This is a genomic window from Mesorhizobium sp. M4B.F.Ca.ET.017.02.2.1 (assembly GCF_003998955.1).
Taxonomy (GTDB): domain Bacteria; phylum Pseudomonadota; class Alphaproteobacteria; order Rhizobiales; family Rhizobiaceae; genus Mesorhizobium; species Mesorhizobium abyssinicae.
On record NZ_RZOF01000310.1, the window covers coordinates 1 to 7,448 of the forward strand.

The 7,448-nt window shown below is 65.4% G+C and carries 11 protein-coding genes; 9 read left to right on the forward strand and 2 right to left on the reverse strand.

Annotation, left to right across the window (positions count from 1 at the left end; all coding sequences use genetic code 11):
• Positions 1-46 precede the first annotated feature (46 nt).
• Complete coding sequence (locus tag EN738_RS27150) at positions 47-496, forward strand: DUF2214 family protein (RefSeq protein WP_127286378.1); 450 nt, start codon at positions 47-49, stop codon at positions 494-496.
• Here EN738_RS27150 and nth read toward each other — a convergent pair.
• The gene (gene nth / locus EN738_RS27155) at positions 490-1,299 is read right to left on the reverse strand and encodes an endonuclease III (RefSeq protein WP_127286379.1); all 810 of its coding nucleotides are present in this window, start codon (positions 1,297-1,299) and stop codon (positions 490-492) included. The genes EN738_RS27150 and nth overlap by 7 nt on opposite strands.
• A 22-nt stretch (positions 1,300-1,321) precedes the next feature.
• On the opposite strand from nth, the gene EN738_RS27160 reads away from it, so the two are divergent.
• Entirely contained in the window at positions 1,322-1,816 is a 495-nt protein-coding gene (locus EN738_RS27160; RefSeq protein ID WP_127286380.1) for a DUF2244 domain-containing protein, read from the forward strand.
• A 3-nt stretch (positions 1,817-1,819) separates the two neighbouring features.
• Here the strand turns inward: EN738_RS27160 and EN738_RS27165 are convergent, their stop codons facing one another.
• A complete protein-coding gene (locus tag EN738_RS27165) occupies positions 1,820-2,635 on the reverse strand; it encodes a class I SAM-dependent methyltransferase (RefSeq protein ID WP_127286381.1) in 816 nt (271 codons plus the stop codon).
• 130 nt (positions 2,636-2,765) lie between these two features.
• On the opposite strand from EN738_RS27165, the gene EN738_RS27170 reads away from it, so the two are divergent.
• The 7 genes from EN738_RS27170 to EN738_RS27200 form a co-directional block, all read left to right on the forward strand.
• Positions 2,766-3,653 carry a methylated-DNA--[protein]-cysteine S-methyltransferase gene (locus tag EN738_RS27170; protein WP_127286387.1) on the forward strand — a complete coding sequence of 296 codons (888 nt, stop codon included), beginning with the start codon at positions 2,766-2,768 and terminating at the stop codon, positions 3,651-3,653.
• 234 nt (positions 3,654-3,887) lie between these two features.
• Positions 3,888-4,358, forward strand: coding sequence for a hypothetical protein (locus tag EN738_RS27175; RefSeq protein ID WP_127286382.1), 471 nt, complete (start codon positions 3,888-3,890; stop codon positions 4,356-4,358).
• A 22-nt stretch (positions 4,359-4,380) separates the two neighbouring features.
• Complete coding sequence (locus EN738_RS27180) at positions 4,381-4,773, forward strand: hypothetical protein (RefSeq protein WP_127286383.1); 393 nt, start codon at positions 4,381-4,383, stop codon at positions 4,771-4,773.
• Entirely contained in the window at positions 4,740-5,279 is a 540-nt protein-coding gene (locus EN738_RS27185) for a hypothetical protein (RefSeq protein WP_127286384.1), read from the forward strand. Before EN738_RS27180 ends, EN738_RS27185 begins: the two co-directional genes overlap by 34 nt.
• Positions 5,254-5,736 carry a hypothetical protein gene (locus EN738_RS27190; protein WP_127286385.1) on the forward strand — a complete coding sequence of 161 codons (483 nt, stop codon included), beginning with the start codon at positions 5,254-5,256 and terminating at the stop codon, positions 5,734-5,736. The genes EN738_RS27185 and EN738_RS27190 overlap by 26 nt, the downstream gene beginning before the upstream one ends.
• A gap of 90 nt (positions 5,737-5,826) precedes the next feature.
• Positions 5,827-6,729 carry a ribokinase gene (locus EN738_RS27195; protein WP_127286386.1) on the forward strand — a complete coding sequence of 301 codons (903 nt, stop codon included), beginning with the start codon at positions 5,827-5,829 and terminating at the stop codon, positions 6,727-6,729.
• 5 nt (positions 6,730-6,734) lie between these two features.
• The coding region (locus tag EN738_RS27200) for an amidase family protein (RefSeq protein WP_245494749.1) at positions 6,735-7,448 on the forward strand (714 nt) is incomplete at its 3' end.

Consider the following 7,448-nt stretch of genomic DNA (forward strand, 5'->3'; position numbering starts at 1 on the left):
GCGGGAATCTGATTCAGCCTACGCATCATCCAACCAGAGGAAAAGCATGGATACCACCGACCTCGTGCTGGCCATCATCCATCATCTGCTGGTGTTTTCGCTGGCCGGCATCATCGGCGCCGAATTCGTGCTGATCCGCGGCGACTTGCCCGCCGCGACGCTGAAGCGCCTTGTCGGCATCGACCGCCATTACGGCATCATCGCCGCGCTGATCGTCATCGTCGGCGCCGGCCGTGTCTTCTATGGCCTCAAGGGCTGGGAGTTCTACATCTACAACTGGATGTTCTGGGCAAAGATGACGGCCTTCGTCATCGTCGGCCTTTTGTCGATCGTCCCGACCATCCGCTTCATCTCCTGGAACCGGCAGGCCGGCGCCACTCCCGGCTTTCAGGTGCCGGCGGCCGAGCTCGCCTCGGTGAAGACCTATGTCCGCGCCGAAGCCTTCATCTTCCTGCTGATCCCGGTCTTCGCCGCGGCGATGGCGCGCGGCTACTGAGCCTCCACGGCGACGCTCTCCGCCAGCGGCGCGATCGGCACCAGCGGCGCTGGTATCTCGGACGTTTTCTCGGCCGCTTTGCACAGATCGGCGATGACGCAGGCCGGGCAGTCCGGCTTGCGCGCCTTGCAGACATAGCGGCCGTGCAGGATCAGCCAGTGATGCGCATGGCGCATATATTCTTCCGGAATGATCTTCAGCAGCCCCTGCTCGACCTGCTCAGGCGTCTTGCCGGGCGCCAGCCCCAACCGGTTGCCGATGCGCAAGATATGCGTGTCGACCGCCATCGTGTGCTGGCCGAAGGCCATGTTGAGCACGACATTGGCGGTCTTGCGCCCGACCCCCGGCAGCCTGACCAGCTGGTCGCGGTCGTCTGGCACTTCGCCGCCATGCTCGTCGATCAGCGCCTTGGACAGCGCGATCACGTTCTTGGCCTTGTTGCGCCAGAGTCCGATGGTGCGGATGTAGTCGCCGACCTTTGCCTCGCCCAGCGCCAGCATCTTCTGCGGCGTGTCGGCGACCTTGAACAGCGCCCGCGTCGCCTTGTTGACGCCGGCATCGGTCGCTTGCGCCGAAAGCACCACGGCGACCAGCAAGGTGAAGGCGTTGACATGCTCGAGTTCGCCCTTCGGCTCCGGCCGCTGCACCGAAAACCGCCGGAAGATCTCATGCACCTCGGCCGGGCTGTAGAGCGGCCGTGATCGTGCCGGCCGCGGCCGCGGCTTGGCGTTCGAGCCGTCGCGCCGGCCGGGCGGCAGTGCATTTTTGGCCATCGGGGATTTTTTCGTCTTGGGGCTTGCCATTCCCTTCCTATAATATCCAGCCATGAGCGACACAAACGCCTCTTTCCAGGCCGACGAACCCTTCTTCCATGCCTTGCTGACACCGCACCGCTCGCTCGGCCGCACCGGCTTCTTCGTCCTGATGGCCGCGTTGTCGTTCGGCTGGCTGGTCACCGGCGCGTTCTTCCTGTCGCGCGGCGCCTGGCCGGTGTTCGGCTTCTTCGGGCTCGACGTGATCGCCGTCTACATCGCCTTCCGCGTCAACTACCGCGCCGCCCGCGCCCGCGAGGAGGTGTCGGTGTCGCGCACCACCCTCGACATCCGCAAGACCGCGCCCTCCGGCAAATCGGAAGCGCACCGCTTCAATCCATTCTGGGCCCGCTTCTCGATCGCCCGCCATGCCGAGATCGGCATTACCAGGATGGCAGTGGAAGCGCAGGGGCAGATCGTGTCGATCGGGTCCTTCCTCGACCCCGCTTCCCGCGAAAGTTTTGCCGCCGCCTTTTCGCGCGCGCTCGCCACCGCCAGGGCGCGCTGATCGTCAAAATTGGAACCGCAGCAACCGGCCCACCTTGCGAAGGGCCGGGATGTGGCTCCAAAGGCGGAAGATCAGGCCCGCGAACCAGCTCACGCGCGCGGCATGTTCGGGTTTGTAGGCGGAGGTTTCCTCCACCAACCGCAGGCCAGGCGCAGCCTGCTCCAGCTCGCGCGGGTCGTTGATCGCCCAGTGAAGCTCGGCCCCGGTAGCTCGGAACGTCGGGCTGGAACGCACGAATTTCAGACCGAGATCGCTGTAGGCGTCGCAGACAAGCTCGCCACCGGCCAGATGCGACACAAGCCGCGCAAACAATTTTGGACCCTCGTCGGCGGCGAGATAGGGCGTGAGCCCCTCCGCAACGATCATTGCCGGCCGATTGCCCGGCACAGCATCGAGCCAGCCGGGCTCGGTAACCGACGAAGCGATCAAATGGGTGTGGTCGCGCGGCGGAAAAAGCTTGCGCCTGAGCTCGATGACCTTGGGATAGTCTACGTCGAACCAGTCGACGCCTGGCGGCGGATCGATGCGGAACACCCGTGTGTCGAGCCCGCAGCCGAGATGCAGCACGATGGCGTTGGGGTGCATGGCCGGGAAGGCCGACGTCCAGTCGTCCAGCGCCTTCGCCCGGATTGCCAGGCTGACGGCGAGATTGTCGTCGACCTTAAGCCTCGCGAAGTCATAGTCGATTCGGCGAACGGCCTCATCCGCGAAGCGATCTTGCAACAGCGAATCCGGCCTCCGGCTTTCCAGCGCCTTGCCGTAGACGGTGATGAGCAGGGTTTCCTTTTCCCGGGTGAGATGGACTTTCTCGCCGGCCATGGGCTTTCCTTTCACTGAGCCAGTTCTATCTGGGCGCCGGTTGCTGGAAGGCAAGTTTCGGGTGGTGGCAGAGGGCGGGAACAACGATATTCGCGCTCAAGGAGATATTGCCATGAACGCCCAGATGACCATGAATGCGCAGATGAAACCGACCGCGATCCTTCAGAACGACATCACCCCCGAAGGCAGCGATTACGAGGTCGTGCGCCGCGCCATCGAGAAGATCAGCCTCGACTATCGCGACCAGCCCTCGCTCGAGGTTCTGGCCGAGGAGGTCGGCGAGACGCCGACCGGGTTGCAGAAGCTGTTCACCCGCTGGGCCGGCCTGTCGCCCAAGGCCTTCCTGCAGGCGGTCACGCTCGACCACGCGCGCCGGCTGCTTGATTCCGGCATGCCGCTGCTCGAGACGTCGTTCGAGCTCGGCATGTCCGGCCCCGGCCGGCTGCACGACCTCTTCGTTACCCATGAGGCGATGTCGCCGGGCGACTATAAGACGCGCGGCGCCGGCCTCACCATCCGCTACGGCTATCACATCTCGCCCTTCGGCATCGCGCTGATCATGGTCACCGACCGCGGCCTTGCCGGCCTTGCCTTCAATGATGCCGGCGGCGAGCGGGCGGCCTTCGCCGACATGTCGGGGCGCTGGCCGAACGCGACTTATGTCGAGGACATGAGCGCCACCGCGCCCTATGCCGCGCGCATCTTCGATCCGAGGCTGTGGCGCGCCGACCAGCCGCTGCGCGTGGTGATGATCGGCACCGACTTCCAGCTGCGTGTCTGGGAAGCCCTGCTGCGCATTCCGATGGGCAAGGCCTGCACCTACTCCTCGATCGCCGCCAGCATCGGCGCGCCGAGCGCGAGCCGCGCGGTTGGCGCGGCTGTCGGCGCCAATCCGATGTCCTTCGTCGTGCCCTGCCATCGCGCGCTCGGCAAATCCGGGGCGTTGACTGGCTATCACTGGGGCCTGACGCGCAAGCGCGCCATCCTCGGCTGGGAGGCGGGACAGGTCGGGTCTTGAAACATCGATTTTTTCGGTGATTGTTGCACAAAACCGCAGATCGAAGTATAAGCAAGTATTCTTACACTTATTGTCCTGCAACAGTAAGCGATACAACCGGCGACAACCTGTGGTTTCGCCGGTTTTTCTCTTTGCAGGCAAGTCACGCCCCTTAAGTTTACCCTAAATTAACCACGACAAAGCGAAGATACCTTTGCATTAAGTCGGACCAGCCGGCTTGATAGGAGGGTCTCGATGAAGTTCTTTCGCGCCGTCATCGGTGCGGCACTGCTGGTCGCCTGTATCGACCAGACCGCATCGGCCGCCACCGGAAACGTGTTGTTCAACGGCACGATCACCGCGACCTGCACGATCACGATCAATTCCAACGGCACGATGACCGTCAGCACCAACCTTCAGTCGCTGAGCTCCCACAATGCCGGCGGTTCAGCCGGCAGCGCCCAGGTCGACACCACGGGCGGCGTCACGCTCAGCGTCGACCCGGTTACGACCACCACCGTGCCGGCCTCGGATGTCACGGCCACCACATGGACCCCGACCTTCGCCACCTCCGGCGCGCAGACGATTGCCGAAACCGGAACGGCGACCGCGCTGACGGTACCCGGCACATCGACGGTCGCCGTCAACCTTGCTGGCACCAAGGGCGGCTCAAACCGCTTCTCCGCCGGCAACTACCAGGCGACCGTGACATTGCGCTGCGAATAGCCTCTCGCGAAAGGAGCGATCTTTGAGAAAGATTGGAACTCTGGCGGCGGCGTTGGCCGCCGTGCTGTCTCCCATCGCCGCGACGGGCCAGTCGATGACGCCGATGCGCGGCGAGGTGAGGTCGTTCACCGATGCCTTCGCCGTCCGGGTCTTCCCGGGCAACCCGTATGACCAGCGCATTCGCGTCGAGGTTCATGTCTACGACCAGGATTTCCAGCCGGTCGCCGCCAGGATCACGCCGAGCGCCTTCCTTTTGGCCGGCCAGGCATCGCGTCCGGTCCTGGTGGTCGTGCCGTTCGACGGCGCAACCGAGCGTAAAGTGCGTATCTGTACCGAGAGTATCCCCTTTCCAAGCGAGCAGACGCAGATAAGGGCACAGATATGCGGAAAGTTCTTCGGACATCGCAGGTCCTGACCCTTGCCTTGCTGCCCGCCTTGGCGGTCGTGAGTCAGGGGTTTGCCGAGGACATACTGAACCTGAACCAGAACCAGACGGGCTTCACCCTGCCCGGCGTCACTCTGCCCCAGGGCCAGGACGAGGTTCACGCTTCCGACGGCACCACCTGCCGCTCCTCGGTTTCCGGCAGCGGCGCCTATCTCGATGTCGGCGTCATCAGAGGCAACAACAGCAGCCAGTCGAACAGCGACCTCGCCACCTATGGCCGCGTGGTGGTGCCGATCGGGCGGACGCCGAAGCGCGTCGATTGCAGCCGCCTCTACGAGCTTGAGGTCGAGCGCCTGCAACTGGAACTTAAGCTGCTCAAGATGGGCCTCGGCACCGACGGCCAGACGACGGCAAGCGTGCCTGCCGCCCCTCCGACGGCCGCTCGCGCTCCCGCGGCCGCATCGGCCGGATGGGCCAACGAAGGCTGGAGCATCAGAGGGACAAACGGCGATGGCAGGAAAAAGAAGAAGAAATAGCCGCGCCCTGCTGGCGATGGCGGCACTTGCCGGCCTCTGCCTTCCGACCCAGGCGGCGATCATTGGCACCTGCACGATCGTGATCGGCGCCTCCGGAACGATGAAGCCGAATCCCGCCATCAACATCTTCGGCTCCAAGCAGGCGGGCGGGTCGAGCGCCGGCGCCACCATCACCGCAAGCTCGCTGCTGTGCACGATCCTCAACCTGATCGACTGCTTTTCTGTTTCGGCGCCGGCGCCGATCGCCTTCACCTCCGCTCCAAGCGGTGGCGACACCAACGTCACTTTCGCCACGGTCTTCCGTCTCGACGGCTCGGGCACGGATATTCCCGGCAGTTCGCCGCAGCGTGTAATCAACGGCACCCACACCATGCAGGTCGACCTCACCGCCACCAAATCGCCGGGCATCTTTCCCGCCGGCAGCTACCAGGGCACGGTCACCGTGCGCTGCGAATGAAAGCGTGGCGGCTCGCGCGGAACTGCTCAATGGGCTGGCAACCGGCACTCTTACGGGCTAGCTTCCCGCCCATTAAGCAGGAGGCACTTCTTGATTATCGTAGTCGGCTCGATCAACCTCGACCTCATCGCCAATGTCGACCGCTTGCCAGCGCCTGGCGAGACGGTGCGCGGTTCCGCTTTCGCCACCGCGCCCGGCGGCAAGGGTGCCAACCAGGCGCTGGCCGCCGCGCGCGCCGGCGCCAAGGTGAGGATGGTCGGCGCCGTCGGCAAGGATAGCTTCGCCGCCGAGGCGCTGGCTTTGCTCACTGGCAAGGTCGATCTCTCCGGCATAGGCGAGAGCTTCGCCTCGACCGGCACGGCGCTGATCCTGGTCGGCGCCGACGGCGAAAACGTCATCGCCGTGGTCCCGGGCGCCAATGATTCGGTGCTGCCAGGCGATATCGCCAAGGCACAGCTCAAGAAGGGCGACGTCGTGCTGCTGCAGCACGAGATCCCCTTGCAGACCGTTGACGCCGCGCTGGAGGCGGCGCGGGCGGCCGGCGCCGTCAGCGTGCTCAACACCGCGCCGTTCCGCCCCGAGGCGTCCGAGCTTCTGGGCAAGGCCGACTATGCCGTCGCCAACGAGACCGAATTCGATCTCTACGGCGAGGCGCTGTCGCTCAGCGGCCGCGACCGCCCGGCGCGGATGCGCGACTATGCCGGCAAGACCGGACGCGCCATTGTCGTCACCCTCGGTGGCGACGGCGTGCTCGCCGCGACGCCCGACACCTTCCTGACCGTGCCGGCGTTGAAGATCACTCCGGTCGATACGGTCGGCGCCGGCGACACGTTTTGCGGCTATTTCGGTGCCGGCCTGTCGTCGGGCCTGCCACTCGAACAGGCGCTCGTCCGCGCCGCCGCCGCCGGCTCGCTCGCTTGCCTGAAGCCCGGCGCCCAGCCGGCGATACCGCTGGCGAAGGACGTCGACGCCGCCTTGTCGGCCGCCGGGTGACGGCCATGCGTCCGGCGACCAGACATGCCGTCCCGCCCGCGGGTGATATCTGCCGGCTGTCCGCCGTGGAACTGGCCGGCGCAGTCCGTGAGCGCCGCCTGTCGGTACGCGAGGTGGTCACCGCCTTCCTCGACCGCATCGAGGCGGTGAACCCGCTGGTCAATGCCATCGTGTCGCTGCGCGACCGCGCCGATATTCTCGCCGAAGTCGACAGCGCCGACGCCCATCTGGCGCGCGGCGGCAAGGCGGGATCGCTGTTCGGTCTGCCCATTGCGATCAAGGACCTGGCGCTGACCAAGGGCCTGAGGACCACTTTCGGCTCGCCGATCTTCGCCGACTTTGTCCCCGGCGAGGACGACTTCTTCGTCGAGCGTGTCCGCAAGGCGGGCGCCATCATCATCGGCAAGACCAACGTTCCCGAATTCGGACTTGGCTCCAACACCTACAACAGCGTGTTCGGCCCGACGCTCAACGCCTTCGATGCGCTTCTCACCGCCGGCGGCTCGAGCGGCGGCGCTGCGGTGGCGCTGGCGCTCGACATGCTGCCGGTCGCCGACGGCAGCGACTTCGGCGGCTCGTTGCGCAACCCTGCCGCCTACAACAACGTCTACGGCTTCCGCCCCTCGCAGGGACTGGTCCCGGCCGGGCCGGACATCGATGTCTTCCATGCCCAGATGGGCGTCGAAGGGCCAATGGGCCGCAGCGTCCGCGACATCGCC

Bases quoted from the DNA above. Each gene is read 5' to 3' on its own strand.
- EN738_RS27150 (WP_127286378.1), top strand. From the start codon at position 47: ATGGATACCACCGACCTCGTGCTGGCCATCATCCATCATCTGCTGGTG.
- nth (WP_127286379.1), bottom strand. From the start codon at position 1,299: ATGGCAAGCCCCAAGACGAAAAAATCCCCGATGGCCAAAAATGCACTG.
- EN738_RS27160 (WP_127286380.1), top strand. From the start codon at position 1,322: ATGAGCGACACAAACGCCTCTTTCCAGGCCGACGAACCCTTCTTCCAT.
- EN738_RS27165 (WP_127286381.1), bottom strand. From the start codon at position 2,635: ATGGCCGGCGAGAAAGTCCATCTCACCCGGGAAAAGGAAACCCTGCTC.
- EN738_RS27170 (WP_127286387.1), top strand. From the start codon at position 2,766: ATGAATGCGCAGATGAAACCGACCGCGATCCTTCAGAACGACATCACC.
- EN738_RS27175 (WP_127286382.1), top strand. From the start codon at position 3,888: ATGAAGTTCTTTCGCGCCGTCATCGGTGCGGCACTGCTGGTCGCCTGT.
- EN738_RS27185 (WP_127286384.1), top strand. From the start codon at position 4,740: ATGCGGAAAGTTCTTCGGACATCGCAGGTCCTGACCCTTGCCTTGCTG.
- EN738_RS27190 (WP_127286385.1), top strand. From the start codon at position 5,254: ATGGCAGGAAAAAGAAGAAGAAATAGCCGCGCCCTGCTGGCGATGGCG.